The organism is Streptomyces bungoensis (assembly GCF_001514215.1).
Classification (GTDB): Bacteria; Actinomycetota; Actinomycetes; order Streptomycetales; family Streptomycetaceae; genus Streptomyces; species Streptomyces bungoensis.
Genome location: NZ_KQ948851.1, coordinates 713196 through 730389 on the forward strand (window position 1 = coordinate 713196; position 17194 = coordinate 730389).

The 17194-nt window shown below is 70.6% G+C and carries 20 protein-coding genes and 1 pseudogene; 19 read left to right on the forward strand and 2 right to left on the reverse strand.

The window, feature by feature from the left end; genetic code table 11:
• Window positions 1-392 precede the first annotated feature (392 nt).
• The 19 genes and pseudogenes from AQJ66_RS02840 (at window position 393) to AQJ66_RS02930 (ending at window position 14458) form a co-directional block, all read left to right on the forward strand.
• Window positions 393-1148 (forward strand): DNA-methyltransferase, encoded by a 756-nt coding sequence (locus tag AQJ66_RS02840; protein ID WP_006143159.1) that lies wholly within the window; start codon window positions 393-395, stop codon window positions 1146-1148.
• A 254-nt stretch (window positions 1149-1402) separates the two neighbouring features.
• Entirely contained in the window at window positions 1403-1945 is a 543-nt protein-coding gene (locus tag AQJ66_RS02845) for a DUF4913 domain-containing protein (protein WP_061915836.1), read from the forward strand.
• A complete protein-coding gene (locus AQJ66_RS02850; protein WP_061915839.1) occupies window positions 1942-2427 on the forward strand; it encodes a hypothetical protein in 486 nt (161 codons plus the stop codon). The genes AQJ66_RS02845 and AQJ66_RS02850 overlap by 4 nt, the downstream gene beginning before the upstream one ends.
• 18 nt (window positions 2428-2445) lie before the next feature.
• A pseudogene (locus AQJ66_RS40925) lies at window positions 2446-3118 on the forward strand (hypothetical protein).
• Window positions 3119-3134: 16 nt separating this feature from the next.
• Window positions 3135-3875, forward strand: coding sequence for a hypothetical protein (locus AQJ66_RS02860; RefSeq protein ID WP_061915842.1), 741 nt, complete (start codon window positions 3135-3137; stop codon window positions 3873-3875).
• 180 nt (window positions 3876-4055) lie between these two features.
• Complete coding sequence (locus AQJ66_RS02865; protein ID WP_061915846.1) at window positions 4056-4349, forward strand: SH3 domain-containing protein; 294 nt, start codon at window positions 4056-4058, stop codon at window positions 4347-4349.
• A 95-nt stretch (window positions 4350-4444) separates the two neighbouring features.
• Window positions 4445-4927, forward strand: coding sequence for a hypothetical protein (locus tag AQJ66_RS02870; RefSeq protein ID WP_061915850.1), 483 nt, complete (start codon window positions 4445-4447; stop codon window positions 4925-4927).
• Window positions 4924-5367, forward strand: a complete 444-nt coding sequence (locus AQJ66_RS02875) for a hypothetical protein (RefSeq protein WP_006143150.1) — start codon at window positions 4924-4926, stop codon at window positions 5365-5367. The genes AQJ66_RS02870 and AQJ66_RS02875 overlap by 4 nt, the downstream gene beginning before the upstream one ends.
• 10 nt (window positions 5368-5377) lie before the next feature.
• Entirely contained in the window at window positions 5378-5791 is a 414-nt protein-coding gene (locus tag AQJ66_RS02880; protein ID WP_061915853.1) for a hypothetical protein, read from the forward strand.
• A 42-nt stretch (window positions 5792-5833) separates the two neighbouring features.
• A complete protein-coding gene (locus AQJ66_RS02885; protein WP_006143148.1) occupies window positions 5834-6676 on the forward strand; it encodes a winged helix-turn-helix transcriptional regulator in 843 nt (280 codons plus the stop codon).
• Window positions 6673-7176 (forward strand): hypothetical protein, encoded by a 504-nt coding sequence (locus AQJ66_RS02890; RefSeq protein WP_061915856.1) that lies wholly within the window; start codon window positions 6673-6675, stop codon window positions 7174-7176. Before AQJ66_RS02885 ends, AQJ66_RS02890 begins: the two co-directional genes overlap by 4 nt.
• On the forward strand, window positions 7173-8408 hold the full coding sequence (locus AQJ66_RS02895) for an MFS transporter (protein ID WP_061915859.1): 1236 nt from the start codon (window positions 7173-7175) through the stop codon (window positions 8406-8408). Before AQJ66_RS02890 ends, AQJ66_RS02895 begins: the two co-directional genes overlap by 4 nt.
• Before the next feature lie 32 nt (window positions 8409-8440).
• Complete coding sequence (locus tag AQJ66_RS02900) at window positions 8441-8743, forward strand: hypothetical protein (RefSeq protein WP_040896681.1); 303 nt, start codon at window positions 8441-8443, stop codon at window positions 8741-8743.
• 215 nt (window positions 8744-8958) lie between these two features.
• Complete coding sequence (locus AQJ66_RS02905; RefSeq protein WP_061916709.1) at window positions 8959-10185, forward strand: ATP-grasp domain-containing protein; 1227 nt, start codon at window positions 8959-8961, stop codon at window positions 10183-10185.
• Window positions 10182-11327, forward strand: coding sequence for an MFS transporter (locus AQJ66_RS02910; RefSeq protein ID WP_061915862.1), 1146 nt, complete (start codon window positions 10182-10184; stop codon window positions 11325-11327). The genes AQJ66_RS02905 and AQJ66_RS02910 overlap by 4 nt, the downstream gene beginning before the upstream one ends.
• A complete protein-coding gene (locus AQJ66_RS02915) occupies window positions 11324-11944 on the forward strand; it encodes an HAD-IA family hydrolase (RefSeq protein WP_061915866.1) in 621 nt (206 codons plus the stop codon). Before AQJ66_RS02910 ends, AQJ66_RS02915 begins: the two co-directional genes overlap by 4 nt.
• Before the next feature lie 31 nt (window positions 11945-11975).
• Window positions 11976-12845: an SPDY domain-containing protein gene (locus AQJ66_RS02920; protein ID WP_061915869.1), complete on the forward strand. Its 870-nt coding sequence runs from the start codon at window positions 11976-11978 to the stop codon at window positions 12843-12845.
• A 30-nt stretch (window positions 12846-12875) separates the two neighbouring features.
• On the forward strand, window positions 12876-13364 hold the full coding sequence (locus tag AQJ66_RS02925; protein WP_061915872.1) for a hypothetical protein: 489 nt from the start codon (window positions 12876-12878) through the stop codon (window positions 13362-13364).
• Between the two features lie 53 nt (window positions 13365-13417).
• Window positions 13418-14458 carry a SpaA isopeptide-forming pilin-related protein gene (locus tag AQJ66_RS02930; RefSeq protein ID WP_061915875.1) on the forward strand — a complete coding sequence of 347 codons (1041 nt, stop codon included), beginning with the start codon at window positions 13418-13420 and terminating at the stop codon, window positions 14456-14458.
• A 247-nt stretch (window positions 14459-14705) separates the two neighbouring features.
• Here the strand turns inward: AQJ66_RS02930 and AQJ66_RS02935 are convergent, their stop codons facing one another.
• Window positions 14706-15590, reverse strand: coding sequence for an HNH endonuclease (locus AQJ66_RS02935; protein ID WP_061915878.1), 885 nt, complete (start codon window positions 15588-15590; stop codon window positions 14706-14708).
• A complete protein-coding gene (locus AQJ66_RS02940; RefSeq protein WP_061915882.1) occupies window positions 15590-17071 on the reverse strand; it encodes an AAA family ATPase in 1482 nt (493 codons plus the stop codon). The genes AQJ66_RS02935 and AQJ66_RS02940 overlap by 1 nt, the downstream gene beginning before the upstream one ends.
• Window positions 17072-17194: the final 123 nt, after the last annotated feature.

The following is a 17194-nucleotide window of genomic DNA, read 5'->3' on the forward strand; positions in this document are numbered from 1 at the left end:
GGCGGCCGGGGTGGGCGATCAAGGCGGACCGACGCGGGGCGAGTTGCCGCTCGCTCCAGCTGGCCGGGCCGTGAGCTAGGTGTGTCGGGGCAAGGGGGTACCTCCGTGAGGTGTGGCGGGGGAGTAGCCAGCGGCGGTGTGCGCCGGGCGGTTCAAAAACAGTAGATGCGGATTGGCGGTTGACCAAAAAGCTGGCGCGAGGTGCCGGAATCCGGCACCCCCGCACGGCACTTCTTGGTCGTCGGCGGATTCGCCTCTACAGTTTTTGGACTCCCCCTCGCCTCCTCGGTCTGCGGCCCTGGGCTTCTGCACGCCCACTTCCGGCCCGCGAGGACTCCTGTGCGAGGCGGCTAGTTCCCCCCGTGAATCCGCACCCGAATAGGGGCCCCTCTTTGCCTTTTTCCCTTCACCAGGGCGACGCCCTAGCCGTTCTCTCCGGCCTTCCGGACGGCTGCGTCGACTCCGTCATCACCGACCCGCCGTACAACAGCGGTGGCCGGACCGCGAAGGAGCGCACCACCCGCTCCGCGAAGCAGAAGTACACCTCCGCCGATGCCAAGAACGACCTCGCCGACTTCACCGGCGAGAACATGGACCAGAGGTCCTACGCGTTCTGGCTCACGCAGATCATGACCGAAGCGCACCGTCTGACGAAGACCGGCGGGACCGCGCTGTTGTTCACCGACTGGCGTCAGCTCCCGACGACGACGGACGCGATCCAGGCCGCCGGGTGGCTGTGGCGCGGCGTGCTTGCCTGGCACAAGCCGCAGGCCAGGCCGCAGAAGGGCCGGTTCACCCAGAACTGCGAATTCATCGTCTGGGCCAGTAAGGGGCCGATCGACGGCTCCCGGAACCCGGTCTATCTGCCCGGCATGTACTCGGCGTCGCAGCCCTCGGGCGCGCAGCGCCGGCACATCACGCAGAAGCCGGTCGAGGTGATGCGCGAGCTGGTCAAGATCAGCCCCGAGGGCGGCACGGTCCTCGACTTCTGCGCCGGCTCCGGCTCCACGGGCGTGGCCGCTCTGCTGGAAGGCCGGGACTTCATCGGCGTGGAGAAGACCGAGCACTACGCGTCGATCGCGGCCGACCGGCTCACCGAGACCATCCGCGAAACCCTCACGCAGGACGACGTGGACCTTACCGGCTGAGCCCCGTCCTTGCCTGCTGCCAAGGCGACCGGCTCCCCAAGGCGTAGCCGCCGGCGCAATACCGCCGCAGTGGCCGTGCAGCTCGCCGGATGGGCCGCGCGCAGACGCTTCCGTCCTTTTCTCATCCCGTGTCTCGTAGGAGGCCGAGCTTTTCAATGCCCGAATCAACAAAGTCGCCTGACGATGGCGAGCTGGAGCCGGTTCGTATTTCGGATCGACAGCTGGAGGGAATCGAGGCGAGCGTGCGGCGGCTCATGGAGCAGTCGGCGCAACAGGCTCAGCAGCTCGACCACCTCGCGTCCGCCCCGCCGCCCAGCGGATCACCGTTCGCCGCCTTCGGCATGCCAGGACTCGGCGGGCCGCCTCCCGCCGCTCCACCGGAGCCCCGCCCGATCCTGGAACTCGACGGAGAAGAACGCGAGGACGAACTCGACGCCCTGTCCGACTGGGTGGATGACTTCTTCCTCCCGGTGTACGGGGCGGAGGTCACCACCGCGGCACCCTGGTGCCTGCAGTGGCAGGAGCACGACGACGTCGTGGCCTGGCTCCACGCCCTGTGGCTCGCCTACCAGCAGCACAAGGATCCCGAAGCCGGGCTGTCCGGCCTGTTCGTGTGGCACCGGGACTTCCTCACCCACGCCGTCGCGGCGATCCGCGCGCCGGGTGGGCCGCTGTCGGCCTGCATGACCTCGCCCGACCGGCCCGCGCACCGCCTTCTGCCCGGTCCGCCGCCGTCCGTGCGCACGGAGACGGCGAACACGACACAAGCCGCCGAACCGGACGAGCCGACGTCATGACCGCGGGAGCGGGACAGCCCGCCTTCGGACTCAGTTTCGACCCCCGCGCGCTGACCGATCTCCTCCAGGCCCCCAGCGACATCCGCGACCTCACCCTCGCCTACCTGCAGGAAGTCGTGAACGCGCAGCGCTTCGGCCTGCGTCTCGACGGTGACCTGGAGGGATTCCGGAAGCTGTTTGTGGACTCGCGCAAGGACTGGCGCGTCGTCTACGGCGTCCGCCCGGCACCCGCGGAGTCCGCGCATCCCAAGGAGATCCACGTCGTCGCCATCCGGCCGCGAGCAGGCAACGACGTCTACGACGAGGTCGGCCGCCGCCTGGGAATGACCCGCCGGCCGCTGAGCGCCCGCACCCACGCGGCACGCTCGCGTTCCCCGCAGCTGACCACCCGCGCTCCCGTGCCCCGGCCCGGTCCGCCGCCCACCGCACTGCCGGGGCTGCCCCGTCCCGCCCCAAACCCCGCGCACCATCACACCCGCTGAACGCACCGAGGTCCGCCTATGCCCACTCCACCCGCGCCGACACCAGGTCGGCGCGCGGTCTCCCCGCTCGACCACCGCCTCCAAGCCGTCACCGGGCACGACATCGACACCCTGTGGGCCTACCGCGACCGCGGCGTCCTCGACGAGCAGCACGCCCACCTGGTCGACCGGCACCGTGAACTGGCCAAGGCCCAGACCAGCGTCACCTTCTACCTCCGGCTCCTCAACCGCCTGTCCAGCGGCGAGTTCGACGTCGACAGCGGTGGACCAGCTGGAAGAGGCCGCCGCCGCGCGGGACGCCGCCGCCCGGGCGGTGCTCGCCGCCCTGGAGCCCATCGAAGCCGCAGCGGCGGCTTCCGCGCCCGACGCACGGCAGCTCTCGACGGATGACCAGGCGGCGCTGCTCGCCATCGCCGGCGGCGCCAAGCTCTACGAACACCTGCTGACCGGCCGGATGTCCGTCACAGCCGCCTCCGGTACCCGCATCCCCCACGCCAAGCTGCAGCAGTTGGAGGACGCCGGCCTGGTCGTCCGGGACACCGGCCACCCCGTGCACGCAGGCCAGCCGGTCGCGCTCACCGACGCCGGACGGGCCGCGCTGTTCGCCGCCCGCCGGGCTCCCACGGTGCAGGCGCCGAAGGTCCCGGCTCGCCCCGGCGCATCGCGGCCCACCCCGGCGCAGCGGCGCTGACTTCACCGAAAGGCCCTTGTTGTCTCCCACCGACCCGGCGCCGGACCGGAAGTCCCTCCCCGAAGTCGACTTCGACCTGGACGACCTCGACGCCGACGAGGAGAAATACCTCGACTTCTACCGCAAGGTCGCCGTCCACGAGGACATGCTCGTTCCCCTCGCCGAACACCACGACGGCCCGCACAGCTACTACGTCCTGTTCGACCGCACCACCACCTGGGGGCACCCCGGCATGCCGCAGGTGCTCGCCGTGCATCTGCAACGGGACCGCGAGAAGCGGACGTTCAGCTTCGAGCATGCCCCTCTGCCGCTGCCCGCGATGGCGCAGTCCTGGCTCATCCACCGTGGCTGTCCGTCCGATGCCATCGCCCTCGCCCCACTGGGCCCGCCGCCAGCGGACGAGGCCACGCGCGCGCTGGAGTTGCGCCTCGCCGGCGAGGGCGACCACTACGCCATGGGCTACTCCTACACCAGCGACGACCCGGACGACATGGTCATCGTCGTGGCCCTGCGTGCCCTGGACGAGCGAGCTCCCTCGCCGTTCCGCGTCGTGGTCGAAGAGGTCGACACCGAGACGTGGACGCACACCCTGCGCGAGGGCGGCTTCGACACGCTCGGCGAGGCACTGCAGTGGTGCGACGACCGCCTCGCGGGCGAGGCCGGCCCTCTTCCGCCGGTCCGCCCAGCAGCCGCAGTTAGCCGCCCGGCCGGCTTGCCGAAGGCTCCTGCCCCGCGCCCGCCCGGCCGCTCACGCTGAGCGTCAAAGCCGACCAGGGCGGCGCAACATAGCCGACGATCGCCGGTTAGCCAAACCGGCGAATATCCGGACTCTTATACAGCCGCCGGGACAACACCCGCGGCACCTTCCCCGCAATCCCTATGCCTTCACGGAGGTTTCTTCCGCATGCGCTCCACCCGAATTGCCATATCCGCAGCCATGCTCGGCGCACTCGCTCTGCCTGTGCTGTCCGCCACCACCGCCAGCGCGACCCCCGCGAGCAGCTGCTCGTCCCAGCCGCCGCTGCCGTACGAGGTACACACCAAGGCCGTGACCATCCGGTCCAAGGCCACCACGAAGTCCACCGCGCTCGGCGTGCTCTACAAGAGCCACAAGTTCACCGTGCACAAGAAGAGCGGCAACTGGCTCTACATCACGGACAAGACCACCGGGGTCAAGGGCTGGGTCTCCGGAACGTACGTCTACCGCGACGTCCGAATGTGCCTGGACTGACAGAGCCCAGCAGGTGCCCGTAAGCGGCTCAGCCACCGGGTACGGCAGCCCCTCCCACCCCAGGGATCGGCCTTTCCAGAACAGGAGATTTCCCTTTGCCCGATGGCATATCCGATGAGTCTGAGGATGTCGTGGGCGTGCTCACCGAACGGATCGAAGCGCGCTTCGACATGGGCATGGACCAGTTGAAGGCCGCGGTCGCCGCCGCGCCGACCGCGAATCCCGATGCCACCGACGTCGTCAAGTGGCATGGCCTTCTCGTCGAGGCCCAGTCCGTGCTGGAGCGTGCGGAGGACGACCTCCTCGCTGCGCTGCAAACCCAGCCCAGCGAGATCGACGATCCGACGATGGGCCTCGCCCACCGGGTGAACGCGGCCGTCACCGCCCGCGACGGCCGAGCCATGGTCGTGCGCTGGCTCCTCGACCCGGACGCCCCGGGGAAGAAGGACCTCGCCGCCCAGCGCCTCGCCCGCCTCCGGCCCCGAACCGGCCCGGCGGTGCAGACCAGCGCTCCCCACCGGCCCGCCGGCACAGCCGCACCGGCATCGGCGTGGCGGCCGGCAAGGACCGCCCGATGAGCCGGGACAAGGCCAGCACCATGGACGCCGACCTGCAGAAGGTCTTCGGCAACCCGCTACCCGAGCTGTACGAGACGGCTGCCAGCCCAGGTGCCTCGCCCGCGCTCGCCCGTGCCCTGGAGCTGCGTTCGTTCCTGGCGCTCACCGAGGAGCAGGTCGCCCGCGTCCGCGACCGCGTCCACGCCGACATGGACCCGGACCGCGACATGGGCGAACTGTCGGCGGACAAGCTCCGCTTCGACGCGCAGTGGCTGGAAGCCGCACTGGAGGCCCGCGACGGCTACCGCGCCGCCCTCGGCGGACTGCTGCGCACCATGCCCCCGCCTGCCCAGCAGGCTCGGCCCGTACGAACGGCTCAGCTCAGGGCCACCGCAACCCTGCCCCCGTCTGCCGCCCCGGCACCGCAGCGTGCCGGGGCGGCCCGGGCCCGCCGACCGTGAAAGCCCACGCTTGCCCCACCTCACGTCCACCGACATAGCCGGACGGATCGAGGACTTGTACGGCGCGCCGCTCGCCGACCTCGAAGCCCACGCCCAGGACCAGCCGCCCGGCATGCTCTCCGCCCTGCTCGGCATGCACGACGACCTCGCCCTCGCCGAGCGCAGCATCGACGTCCACCGCGACCACCTCGCCCGGCTCATCCACCCCGAGCGGCAGATCGACCCGCACGATGTCTCCCACCTCCTCGACGGTGCACGCCGGCTCGCCGAAGCCGTCGCCGTCCGCGACGTCCAGGCCAAGTCGGTCGCCGCCGTCCTGCAGAGCCTGGCCCGCGTCCCGGCTTCGACGCCTGCCCCGCCGGCTCCCTCGCCGTCCGTTCCAGCTCCGCCTCTACCGGTGCCGAGCCCGGCACACAGCCGCTGACCCAGGCGATCTCTCTCTTTCCTTCACCCAGGAGTTCCTCCCTTGGCCATCACCGCTCTGCCCCCTGACACCGACGCCGACATCGCCCGGGTCACCGAGGCCCTCGCCATGATCACCCCACGCTGGAACGTGAGGATCCTCCTGGCCCTCTCCGGCCCGCCGCTGCGCTACAGCGAGCTGGCGGCCAAGGTGTCCTGGCTGCAGAACGGCCAGCTCCACCCCAAGCTCAAGTCTCTGTGCGACGCCGGACTCGTCGAACGCACCGAACACACCGCACGGCACGTGAGCTACCGCCACACCGAACGTGGCGCGGCCCTGCTGCCGGTCCTGCCGGTGATCGTCACCTGGGCCGAGGAACACCTGGAGAAGGCGGACGGTCCGCTGCCCGCGATCGAGCAGATCGAGGACGGCCTCACCCTGCTCACCCGGCGCCACGCCGCCGCCATCCTGTGGGTGCTCAAGTCCCGACAGGAGGTCAGCGGCCGGGCTCTGGCCCGGATCGTGATGCCCAGCAGCGACTGGACCAACATTTATCCGCCGCTGCGGCAGCTCGTCGCCGACGGCCTGGTCGACACCGACGGCATCGGCCAGCCCTACCGGCTGTCCGCAGCCGGCGACGGCCTTGGCCCCGTGCTCGGCGCCCTGTCCGCCTGGTCCGCCGGGCAGAGCCTCGACCAGGCGGCCCAACACCCGGTCTGGGGACACCCGCAGGCGAAGCCCGCGCCGAGGCCGTGGCTCAGCAGCCAGCCACGGCCGACCCCCGCGGCGCTCCCACCCGCTCGCACGACCGCATCCTCTCCGGCGTGGCACCACCGCGATCTCTTCTCGCACGCTACGACCGCCCGCCCGAAGGCAGCCATCCCGGCGGGAGGCCCGCGCCGATGAGCACCCCCTTCACCCCTGCCGAAGTACGCCACGCCGTCGAACTTCTCGCCTCGCGCTCCTTGATCCGCCTGGTCACCGAGATCGACGACAACGGCGCCATACCGCCGCGACGGCTGGCCGGCACCCTGCCCGACCTCTCCACGCACCAACTGCGAAGCGCCTCCGACACGGCCCGCGCCCACGGCCTCGTCCGGATCGCACCCGGCTCCGGTCTCGAACTTACCGAGGCAGGAGCGGAGTTGGCCGACCTGTACGACGCGATGGCTCGCTGGGCCCGGCGTCACGCCGTCCCGGCCCCCGTCTGCGAGTTCAGCCGCCGTATCCGGCACGTCCTCGACCTGATGGCACCGTCGCTCTCCACCGAGCGCGCCGACGCTCTCTCTCCGCTGACCGGCGACGGTGCCGAGGCGGGGCTGGCCCGTGCCCGCACCCTCCTGATCCAGTGGCTGGCCGACAATCCCCAGGTGGCCAGGGTGCCCGAGCCTGAGCCGGTCGCGTGAGCGCAGCGGTCACACCGCGGCACGCACGCCACACCGGCGGGCTGATGCGCAGCATCTACCTGCCGCGCACGGCGGACGCGTTGGCGTTCGCGATGTCCACCTACGGCATCCCGCTGCTTGTCCTAGCCACGACGCGATCCGCTGCGCTGACGGGCGCCGCCTTCGCCCTGGAGTGGATTCCGCGGCTGGCTGCGTTCGGGTGGGCCGGCTCGGTCGTTGACCGGCGCGGTGCCTCGGTGGTCTTCCACCTTGCCTCCCTGGGGAGGGCGCTGGCCCTCGCCGCTGGCGCGGTCCTGCTCCACCTCCACCCGTCCGGCACCGTGGCGGGCGCGACCGTGATGGTGCTGGCGGCGACGACCGGCGTGCTCACCGAGTTCAGCTATATCGCGGCCGAGACCGCGGGCGCCGCCGCCGGACGGCGAGCAGGACGGCGGGCCCACCGTGTCCAGGCCGTCCTGCTTGGCATCGACCAGACCGCAACCATGGCCGGGCCGGCGTTCGCCGCAGTGCTCCTGCTCGCCGGGCCGCCGCCGATGCTCGCAATGATCAGCGTGCTCTCGCTGCTGGCTGCCATGCTCGCCCTGCGCACCCCGCCCTCGCCCGTGGCACCGGCCCGCGCGCCGAAGGGGCAGTCCGGCGCCGGACTGCTCACCGGGTGGCGCACCATCCGCTCGCTGCCCGCGCTCGGCTGGCTCGTGACCGGGCTGACCCTGTCCAACCTGGCCACCGGCCTTCTCCAAGCGGCCGGCCCCGTGATCGTCGTCAAGCACTTCGGGCAGTCCACCACCGCCGTCGGCCTCGTCTGGTCCGCCGCTGCCGCAGCGACGCTCCTCAGCGTCACATTCTGCCGGTTTGCGATCGACCGCCTCGGTCTGTGGCCGGTCGGCGCCGCCTGCGCCGCCCTCGCCTCACTCGGCTGTCTCGCCGCCGCCCAGGCCCCCGACTACCGGTCCTACCTCGTCCTAGTCGCGGTCCTCATGGCGGGCGAAGGAGGCATGACGGTCGTCCTGCGCACCCTGCGCTCCCGCCTGATCCCTCCGGAGAAGTTCGGCAGCACCCTGTCGGCGACCATCCTCATCCTCCTGCTGCCCTTCCCCGTCGCCGGCGTACTCACCGCGCTCACCCCGCCCGACGCACTGGGACACGTCATCACCGCATGCGCCGCCCTGCAGGCCATCGGCCTGTTCTGCTCCTTCGCCCGCCTTCGCACCGATCCCGTCCTGCGCACCTGACCCTGCTGCGTCCTCAGCCTGTGGAGAACTTCATGTCTATCGCCGCCCTCGGATCGCACCGCGCGACCGGTCGCACCATCACCGAGCAGTTCCACGCCTTCGACGCCCACAACCCGAACGTCTACCGGGCCCTGGAACGCATGGCCGCCCGCCGTCTGGCCTCCGGCGCCACACGCGTCGGCGTGAAGGACCTCTTCGAGGACCTGCGCCGCCAACTCCCGTACGGGGTCGCCGGGCTGAACAACAACTTCACCGCCCTCTACGCCCGTCGGCTGATCAGCGAAAACCCGCACTGGGCTGCGGCGTTCGAGTTGCGCCGCCGTCGTGCCGACTGACAGCTCCCGGTTTCCTCCCGCCTGAGCATCCTCGGCCGGCACCGACTTCGCCGCTCAGCCCCGCCGGCACCGCTCGCGGCGGCTGCTCGCCGGACACTCGCAGCGGCCCTGCGCCGCCGAGGTCCGCCGTCCACATATCCCTGCCCCCTCTTTAGATTCTGAGGAGCCTGTTCTTGTCCGACCGTCCTGTCGTCCTGGTCGTCGCCGCATCCGATATGGAGGCCGAGGCGTACCGCGGGTACTGCCTTCAGTCCGTGGCCGCCGCCTACGACGTCGTCCTGATCACCGGCGAAGAGCCCTCCTGGGAGACGCCGTACCTGCGGGACTGCGTGGTCGTGTCCGAGCCGACCGACCAGGCGGCGCTGTCCGCCGCCGGCCGGGCCTTGGCCGACCGCTACGACCTGGCCGGCGTGTTCACCTGGACCGAGTGGTACCTCGTCCCGGTCGCCCGCCTCGCCCGCCAGCTCGGCCTGCCCACCACCGCCCCGGAAGCCATGCAGGCATGCCGCAACAAAGCCACCTCCCGTACGTTGTTCGCCCGGCACGGGGTTCCGTCGGCAGCCTCGGTGAGCGTGCGCACGCGTGCCGAGGCCGAGGCGGCGGCCCAGCGGATCGGCTACCCAGTCGTGCTGAAGCCCGCCGCGCACGCAGCCAGCATCGGGGTGATCCGCGCCGACACCCCCGAACAGCTCACCGCTGCCTTCGCGTTCGCCGACCAGGCGGCCGGGCTGGGGCTCGAGTCCACCAACGTGCTGGTGGAGGAGTATCTCGACGGACCCGAGGTGTCCGCCGAGTGTGTCACCTACGGCGGTGAGACCACCGTGGTGGCCGTCACCCGCAAGACGGTCAGCGCCCCGCCGTATTTCGAGGAACTGGCCCACTCGGTCGACGCCGCCGACCCGCTGCTCGACGTGGTCGCCCCGGCGGCACGCGCCGCGATCCACGCCCTGGGAATCACCGACGGCGTCTGTCATGTCGAGATGCGGCTGGTCGACGGCCGGCCGCGGCTGGTCGAGGTCAACGGCCGGATCGCCGGAGACATGATCGGCCACCTCGTCCAGCTCGCCACCGGCATCGACCTGCCGCGCGCCGCCGCCGACATCGCCTGCGGCCGTGCCCCCGACCTCACGCCGCCCCGGTCCTCGGCCGCCGCGATCCAGCTGCTCTACCCCGACACCTCCGGCACCCTACTCCGCCTCGGATTCGACGGCGTCAGCCCGCGCTGGCTGGAACGCGTGCACTTCCAGCACCAGGTCGGCGACCAGCTGCTCCTCCCGGCCGACGGCGGCAACATGTTCACCGCCCGTATCGGCTACCTGATCACCACCGCGCCCACCGCGGACCTCGCACAGGCCCGCGCCAAGCAGGCTGTCCGCCATCTCCAGGTCGACGTGGCGCCGCACACAGCAGACGAGCCTGCTCCGGGTGGCCGCCCCGCATGAGCCGCACCGACGCTTCCGTGCGCCGCAGCGGTGTCCTGCTGACCGGCTACTTCCTCGGCCTGGGCGTGGTGATGGCGGTCTGGGGCGCCCGCATGCCGGCCGTCCAGCACGCCGCCCACCTCACCACCGCCGGCCTGTCCCTCGTCCTGCTCGCCGCCGCTGTCGGCATGGTCGCCGGACTGCAGGCCGGCGGTCGACTCGCCCGGCCCGACCGACTTCCCCTGCTCCTGATCGGCGGAGCTGTCGCACTGGCAGCAGCCCTCGCCGTGCTGGGGCAGTGCCGGACGCTGGCCTCGCTATTCGCGGCGGCCTTCGCCTTCGGTGCCGCGCACGGTGTCTTGGACGTCGCCGCCAACACCGCGGCGGTCCGCTGCCAGAACGCCGCCAGCCGGCCGGTCATGTCCTCCCTGCACGCCGCGTACTCGATCGGCGCCCTGGGCGGTGCCGCCCTGGCCGCCACCACTGCGCGCACAACCCACAGCACCCTGTTCCTGGCCACCGGCCTCGCGCTGACCGCGACCGTGCTCGTGGCCGGTCCGCGCACCCGCGCGCTGAGCGGCGCCGACCAGCCCAAGCTGCCGCAGCCCCAGGAGGCCGGTCAGGGCCGGGCGGGAGGGGTGTGGCTGTTGGGTGCGCTGGCGGCTGCGAGCCTGCTGGGGGAGGGGGCGGCAGCCGACTGGGCCGCAGTGCACCTGCACACGCTGCACGCCACAACCGCCCTCAGCGCGACAGCGTTTGCCCTCTACAGCATGGGCATGGCGATAGGCCGGCTCACCGGCGACCGGCTCACCGCCACCATCGGAGCCCCTGCCGTAGTCCGCACCGGCGCGGCGCTCGCCGCCGCCGGACTGGCCACCGGCGTCCTCGCCGACAGCGTGCCTGCCGCGCTGGCCGGCTGGGCGGTCTTCGGACTCGGCCTGTCCGGCACCGTCCCCTCCTTGATCACTGCCGCCGGCAAACACGGCCCCAGAGCCGTCGCCACGGTCTCCGTCACCGGCTACCTCGGCCTCCTCGCCGGCCCCGCCGTCATCGGCGGCCTCGCCAGCGCCACCACCTTGCCCACGGCCCTGCTGCTGCCCGCCCTCCTCGCAGCCGCTCTCGCCGCCCTCACCCGCCGAGCCCTGGAGAACACCACCCTTTGACCCGCCCCACCGGCCTCGACGCCGTCATCCTCGACTACAACGGCGTCCTTGGCCTGCAGCCCACCCGCGCCCAGTGGCTACGGCTGGCCCGTACCGCTTCCTGGCCCGAAGACGATCTCGCAGCGTTTCAGCGCGCCTTCTGGAACGCCCGCGACCTCTACTACGCCGGCCAGCTCAGCGACCTGGCGTACTGGGCCCGCGTCATCGGCTTCCATCCAGGCCCCCGCCTGCTGCGCGAACTCCTTGCCGCAGACACCGACATGTGGACCGCAACCGACGCCGGCGTCTTGTCCGTCGTGCGTCGCGCCCATGGCAGCGGACTGCCGATGGTGCTGTTGTCCAACGCACCCGCCCACCTCAGTACGGTGCTCGACACCCACGACTGGCGCCGCATGATGACCCAGGCGCTCTACTCCGCCCGCCTGCAGCTGTGCAAGCCCGCCCCGGCCACCTACCAGCAGGCACTGCAGGCCACCGGGGTGAGAGATCCACGACGCGTGCTGTTCGTGGACGACCGCCCCGACAACTGCCAGGCCGCCGCCCGCCTGGGCCTGCGCACGCTGCACTACACCGGCTCCACCGACGCCCTCCGAGCGGCTCTGCTGCCCGCCGGCTGACTCATCCGCCCACGCCGCCACTCAGGAACCCGTGTCCCTTCACGACGACCGTCACACGCTCGACGGAGACGTCTTCGTCTCCCCGCGCCATCTCGCCGGCAGCACCTGCACCGGCGACCCTGCCCTCGTCCCGCTCCTCGACCATGGCTGGGACCTTCAGTACGACGACCTCGGCAACGTGTACGTCAACGCCCCCGACCGGCGCGTGCGCTTGGGCTACCTGCCCGAAGGCGAGGACGACGGACTCTGGCGCATCAACGCCTACAAGGACCCATTCGGCCCCCCGACATGGGGCGTGTGTTTCAACGACCGCGTCCCCACCGAGTTCGTCCAGGCGTTCACCACCGCCATCGCCACCGCCTACGAACAGGGGCCGGACACCTACCTCGCCAGGCCGGTCTCGGGAACCGACGAGCACGATCCCTTCCTCGCCGTCGTGCCTCTCCTGCAACAGGGCTGGCAGATCGACCGTCCCCGCTGGGGCGTCTTCGCCGTGCAGGCCCCGGACGGCCTCGCCGGCCTGGAGTTCACCACCGGGGACCTCGATCCGGAAGCCGAGCTGACCACCCGTGACGCCCGCTGGCAGCTGTGGGCGGGAAAATCCATCGACCGGCCCGTCTGGTACGCGACGGCCAGCACCGACACCCCCGTCGCCCTGCTCACCGCAGTCACGCAGTGCGTCGCCGACCCGACCCCGCTGCCCCGGTGGCGCCAGGAAACCCTCAGCTACATCGAGGGCATGGCCCAGCTCACCCCCATCATCCCGCCACAGCCGCCGGCCCCAACCCCGCTCGACGTGCAGCGGGCTGCCGCCTCCCGCCGGCCGGCCGCGCTGCCGGCTGCGAGTGTCCCTCGGTGGAGCACCACCAGCCGACCAGCCCTACCCAGCCCGCGCCGATAGCGCCGGTCCGTTCTCGACTGGAGTTCTCTCTTGCCCCTGCACGCCGCCGAGTTCTTCGCCAAGCTGTGCCTCCCCTTCCACGACCACGCCGTCGTAGGCGCCACCTACTTCGCCGCCCCGGTCCCGGGCGCACCGCTGCGGCTGCGAATCGACTTCACCGCCACCATCCACGCGGACACCTACGGCGGACTTCGTGTGGCGGTCAGCCACCCGGACCGCGGAGAAATCGACGCGGTCGCCCTCAGCTTCCTCGATCACGGCACCTTCCACCGCCGCGACGAAGCCAACAACACCCGGCCGAACACCAAGCAGTACGGCACGTTCAGCACCAACCGCCACCCCGGCCAGCCACCCTGGGAGGGAGCCGTCACCACCGGGCTGCGCGACGCCATCGAGCAGTACACCACCGTCTGGTTCCCCGGCGCCTGGGCCGCGTCCACGCCCAGCCCCGCGGCGAGCCGGACCGCGCACCGGGCGCCCTACCCGCCGGCCACACGCAGCCAAGCCCGCACCCGCTGAATCCCCGTGCGGTGACCGACCTTCCACCAACCGATCAAGGAGCCCTCTTCCCCGTGCACGCTCGTTTCGTCCGTGGCGCCGTCCGATCCGCCGCCGTCGCCGCCGCGGTGACCGGCACCCTCACCTGGGCGCCGACCGCGAACGCCCAACCCTCCGAACCGACACCCTCCGCGTCGGTCACCGCTGCCGACACACCGGCCCCGGACGCGGGCAGCGTTGAGATCACCACCAGGGACACGGCCGGAGATGTGCTCCCCGACGCCGCGTTCCTGCTGCTCGACTCAGCCGGCCAGGAGGCCGGACGCGGGACAACCGATGCGCGGGGGAAGCTGACCTTCCCCGACCTCGCCCCGGGCGTCTACCGGCTCAAGGAGACGGCCTCCGGCAGCCCGCTCCACGAGGTTGTCGCCGACCAGGACGTCATCATCACGCCCGGCGCGACCACGCGGCTGACGATCATCGACCCGTTCAAGGCCGCCAAGGTCCTCCTGCAGGCCAAGGACGACAAGACCGGCAAGCTCCTGCCCGGCGCAACCGTGAACATCGGCACCGGCACCTCAACGCTGCTCACCCTGACGACCGGCGCCAAGGGCACGGCCTCCGGGGAGCTGCCGGTGTCGAGCCGGAAGACGGAGTTCTGGGTCAAGCAGGTCAAGGCACCTGCCGGATACGACCTCTACAAGCCGTCCAAGACGTTCACCGCGGGCCCCGGCTCACCGGTGACTGTGACCGTCACCAACACCAAGACTGCGACCAGCCCGAAGCCCGACCCCTCGGACAAGCCGACGCCCAAGCCCTCCGGCACCCCGTCCACCCCCGCCGACAAGCCAGGCAGCGACACCCGCGGAACCAAGCCCTCCGCGCCGGGCACCGGCACGTCCGATGTCGACTCCTCGTCCACCGCCGCCGCACCGGACAGTGACGCCACGCCGACGACCCCGGCAGGATCCCTCGCCCACACCGGCACCGACGGCACCCCCTGGATCGCCGCAGGCGCGGGGCTTTTCGTCGTCGTCGGCGCCGTCACCCTGGTTGCCGTGCGCCGTCGTAGGGCTGCCGAGTCCGAACCGGACGAAAACAGCGAGACCCACTAGCCGAAGATCGACCGCCGCCAGCAGGCCCCCGAAGCGCATCCGGGGGCCTGCTGGCGTTCTTTCGACACGGATCCGCTGGCGTACTCACAGCCGCCGGTGACCAGGACCGTCGCGGATCCGCCGCCTAACCCGCGGGAGTGCGACCGGTCCCTGATGCCGCGTACGGCGCTGAGTTGTGACGTGCGGCGATCGGGCGGATGCTGACAGGGAAGCAGGATAGGCATGTGAGGGTGCCCCTTCCGCCCGCTTATTCGAGGTTCGTCTCCACGCTTGAGCTGCGCCAGCCGCCGTTGACGTACCACTCGTCGGCAGCCAGGGCCTTGAAGAGGGCATAGCCCATCGTGTTGGGGTTACCCCGGTAGCGCCAGCCCTCGGCCTTGCGCTCAAGCCAGAAGGCGATGTCGTTGGTGTGCGCCATCGTGAGGTCGTGGTTGGTGGATGCGATGTGGCTACTGACCAGGAGGCTGTATCGGTAATCCAGGTCGAACACCTTCAGGTGGGTCTGGAGGCGTTCGGTGAGTGTGTCGCTCCAATCGGAGTGGGGGGAAACGAAGAACTTCATGGACGGCTGCTCGTTGCCGCGTGGCCTCCTTAGGCGAGCGCGGAGCCAGGGGTGGTGGGAGAAGTCGTCGAAGTAGGGGTGCAGGGTCTGGTCGCCCGCCTTGACGGGGACGGTGACGAGCTTGCCGGTGTTGCAGTCGCGGCAGGCCGGAATGAGATTGACCGGGACCACGCTGAGCAGCGGGTACTTGTTCTTGGGTAGGTGGTGATCGAGCGTGGTCACCAGGCCCTCTCCACAGAGGGGGCACCGGTTGTCCCGTCGACGGCCTTCCTCGTCGGTCGTACCTCTGAGCGCCTCGTAGATGCGGCGACCCGGAGTGCGGTCCTTGACCATCCGGTGGGTGTAGACCCCCTCTAGGGCCTTGCGGTCGCGAGGGGCAGTAGGCGCGGTGGCGAGGCCGGTGAGGGTGTGAAGGGCCTGGCCCTGAGCCGCTACCTCGTACGCGCTTGCCGCATCGGCCACCGCGTCGGTGAACGACTCCAGCCGTTCTCGGCTGCTGGGGCGGGCGTTGCCGATGCAGGTGGTGTAGACGTCGCGAGCGTCGAAGGGCGGAGGGTCTATGTGCTGCATCAGCCGTTCCCCTCTACGTCGTCGCGCTGGCCGAGCAAGGCGCTGAGCACCAACTGTGCCTCGCTGCCCAGCCGTCCGCTGAAGTGTTCCAGGACAGCGTCGTAGGAGTAGCCGACGTCGACCAGACGCCGCAGCTCCTGCAGAAAGCCGGCCTCGGTGAGTTCCAGACCGAAGACCTCGTGAGTCAGCACACCGACGTTCTCGCCGTACGTTTCGATGCGGGGCTGCGCGGCTCCGAGCTGCCCGCCGTAGCGCCAGAGCTTCCAGACGCAGTGGGCCGGAATTTCCTGGAGCACAACCGGAGAGTGCGTGGCGACGATGGCCAGCCCGTTGCGCTCGGCGAGCAGATCGGACAGCGCACGCATGAATGCGGCCAACAAGGGCGGATGGAGGTGGGTTTCCGGCTCATCGATGATGACGAGGGTCCGCTCACTCACGTGCTCGATGAGCCGGGTCATAGTGAGCAGAACGAGCCGGTGGCCGGCGCTGAGGCGGCGGAAGAGCTGCCGGGCCTTTTTCTCGCGACTGTTCAGGCTGGCGGTGTTCTCGAAGTTCTCCAGCCATTCCTCCTCCAGGAGTCCGCTGCCCGGATAGTCGAGGGTGCGCAATGCCCTGATCCATTGTGGGCTGCGCTCGCGCGTCAGACATGCCTTCATGGCCTGCGCGAAGTCTTTCCTGAGCCCGCCAGGGGTCTTGAACCTTGGGGACCGTGAGCCCTGAACACGCAGGCCCACATAGGAAGCGATGAACATCTCGTCGCCCTCGACGAGGGGGAAGTCGTCAAAGGCGCTGAACGAGACGGCCACCAGGTTGTTGAAAGAGCGGCCCTCGCGGCCGTACTCGATGATCCGCCCGAGCTCCTGCGGCTCCGGATCGACCGCAGCGACGGCGCGGGCCAAGTGGGAGAGGACATATGACTTCCCCACGCCGTTCCGCCCGGTCAGGGCGTGCACGTTGCTGGCCGGCCGGGAGCCCGGCTCGACCTTGAATTCGAACCGCACGGAAGCCGTCGCCGGTGGCAGCGGCGGCTCGTAGGCGATGTCGAAGTTCACCCGGCGCGCTCCACCGCGCGCGATGCGCTGCAGCTGCCCGCGTACGGTCGACATCTTGACGAAGCGCAGTAGCGAAGTACGGGTCACATTCTCATTCCGCGCGAGGCGGAAGGAGTCATCGTCGTAGGCGATGTCCCGGAGCGCGGTGAGCACTTCCTCCCGGACGGCACCGGGCATATCACTCAGCGCGTAGTAATAGCTTTCATCCTGTCCCACGGAGAACCACCGCGAGCTGTCCAGCCGGCTGAAGCGCTCCGGAAGCAGCACGTTGGCTACATCCTCGCCGTCCATCGCCACGTGGCCGATCTTCACGGTGCCGACCTCGGTCCAACCCTCCCTCGTGAGAATGCGCAACGTGAACATGGTGCGGTACCCGTCGTCGTCCCAGGCGTCGTGGACGAGGAGCGCATCGAAGAGATCCTCCGCCATGGCGCCACCTTCGGCCCACCGACGGTCGCCATAAATTACCCCGAATCGCACGGCTCTTTCCGCCCTCCCCGCCTGCTGTGCTCCACCGTGACCTGCGATCTTAGGCGGCGGCGCGCGCACGGC

Coding starts and splice junctions, on each gene's coding strand:
- AQJ66_RS02845 (WP_061915836.1), top strand. CDS start 1,403: ATGGAGCAGTCGGCGCAACAGGCTCAGCAGCTCGACCACCTCGCGTCC.
- AQJ66_RS02850 (WP_061915839.1), top strand. CDS start 1,942: ATGACCGCGGGAGCGGGACAGCCCGCCTTCGGACTCAGTTTCGACCCC.
- AQJ66_RS02865 (WP_061915846.1), top strand. CDS start 4,056: ATGCTCGGCGCACTCGCTCTGCCTGTGCTGTCCGCCACCACCGCCAGC.
- AQJ66_RS02875 (WP_006143150.1), top strand. CDS start 4,924: ATGAGCCGGGACAAGGCCAGCACCATGGACGCCGACCTGCAGAAGGTC.
- AQJ66_RS02890 (WP_061915856.1), top strand. CDS start 6,673: ATGAGCACCCCCTTCACCCCTGCCGAAGTACGCCACGCCGTCGAACTT.
- AQJ66_RS02900 (WP_040896681.1), top strand. CDS start 8,441: ATGTCTATCGCCGCCCTCGGATCGCACCGCGCGACCGGTCGCACCATC.
- AQJ66_RS02905 (WP_061916709.1), top strand. CDS start 8,959: ATGGAGGCCGAGGCGTACCGCGGGTACTGCCTTCAGTCCGTGGCCGCC.
- AQJ66_RS02910 (WP_061915862.1), top strand. CDS start 10,182: ATGAGCCGCACCGACGCTTCCGTGCGCCGCAGCGGTGTCCTGCTGACC.
- AQJ66_RS02935 (WP_061915878.1), bottom strand. CDS start 15,590: ATGCAGCACATAGACCCTCCGCCCTTCGACGCTCGCGACGTCTACACC.
- AQJ66_RS02940 (WP_061915882.1), bottom strand. CDS start 17,071: ATGGCGGAGGATCTCTTCGATGCGCTCCTCGTCCACGACGCCTGGGAC.